Origin of the sequence: Leptospira hartskeerlii, assembly GCF_002811475.1 — a bacterium.
GTDB classification, from domain to species: domain Bacteria; phylum Spirochaetota; class Leptospiria; order Leptospirales; family Leptospiraceae; genus Leptospira_B; species Leptospira_B hartskeerlii.
Genome location: NZ_NPDL01000025.1, coordinates 1 through 1,075 on the forward strand (window position 1 = coordinate 1; position 1,075 = coordinate 1,075).

The window sequence follows — 1,075 nt, forward strand, 5'->3', positions numbered from 1 at the left end:
ATTCACAGCGTTGGTTCCGGCATGTTCGCTTAACGACCAAGCCTAGCCGACGTTTGCGATGGCACGAGTTTGCTTATGCAAACGAAGTGACAGAAGCAAATGTGCCGGAGGCCGAAGCGAGAGTGCGAAGCAGCTCGAAGCGTAGCGGCTGAGGCGATAGTTAGACGTCGGTTTTTAACTTTCTGAGAAAGCTTTAATCTACTAACATTTCTTGAATAACTTGCTTAACCTTGGTTATAGTCTTTGACTCAATCTTACCAAGCTTCTTAATCAAACGAATCTTATCGACTGTTCGAATTTGATCTAAAACTATCCAACCCTTCTTACTTTGAAATGTTAACTCTACTCTTGTCGGATAGGAATGCGATTTAGTAGTCATCGGTGCAATAATGACCGTACTAATAAATTTATTCATCTCATTAGGTGAGATTATAACGCATGGTCTTGATTTTTTGATTTCGTGTCCGATAGTTGGATCTAAGTTAATCAAAAATACTTCGTATTGAGAAACTACCATTCCCAATCCTTAGTGGAAAGATCTATAGAATCTGGAATAAGCAATTTGTCTTCTTTTCTTTCAGACATTGCTTTAAACTGTTTTTCCCAACCATCTCTAGGCTTGGCTTTTAGAGGAACTATAATGATCTTATTCTTATCTATAAGTAAGTCTACTTCTTCCTCAATATGGCATTCTTCCAAGACCGCTTTAGGGATTCTTATACCTTTCGAATTGCCTATTTTGACTACGGAAGCTCTCATGGTAATTACTATGTAATTACAAATAATTCTGTCAAACAAAATTCAATTTTATAGAGACTATTAAAACCCCCGTGTTTTTAAATTTTTAGTTAAAAGAAGATCATTTAAAAACTGACGTCTAACGACCAAGGCTTGGCGACGTTTCGCGAGTGCGTAAGCACTTGGCGCGAGGCTTGCCTCTGCAAGACGAAGTGACAAAGCGAAATGTGGCGAAGCCTGGAGCGAGGGCGTGTAAGCGACCCGAAGCGCAACGCCAAGCCGATAGTTAGACGAAGTAAGGTCATTGTTAAACTACTTCATCATAGTCTTTCGTAAA

At 39.6% G+C, this 1,075-nt stretch carries 2 protein-coding genes; both read right to left on the reverse strand.

The window, feature by feature from the left end; translation table 11 throughout:
• Nucleotides 1–193: 193 nt before the first annotated feature.
• Nucleotides 194–517, reverse strand: coding sequence for a type II toxin-antitoxin system PemK/MazF family toxin (locus CH352_RS18920; protein WP_100708320.1), 324 nt, complete (start codon nucleotides 515–517; stop codon nucleotides 194–196).
• Nucleotides 511–759 carry an AbrB/MazE/SpoVT family DNA-binding domain-containing protein gene (locus CH352_RS18925; protein ID WP_100708321.1) on the reverse strand — a complete coding sequence of 83 codons (249 nt, stop codon included), beginning with the start codon at nucleotides 757–759 and terminating at the stop codon, nucleotides 511–513. The genes CH352_RS18920 and CH352_RS18925 overlap by 7 nt, the downstream gene beginning before the upstream one ends.
• Nucleotides 760–1,075 lie beyond the last annotated feature (316 nt).

What these genes read in the sequence shown, in the direction of transcription:
- CH352_RS18920 (WP_100708320.1), bottom strand. Translation starts at nt 517, where the DNA reads ATGGTAGTTTCTCAATACGAAGTATTTTTGATTAACTTAGATCCAACT.
- CH352_RS18925 (WP_100708321.1), bottom strand. Translation starts at nt 759, where the DNA reads ATGAGAGCTTCCGTAGTCAAAATAGGCAATTCGAAAGGTATAAGAATC.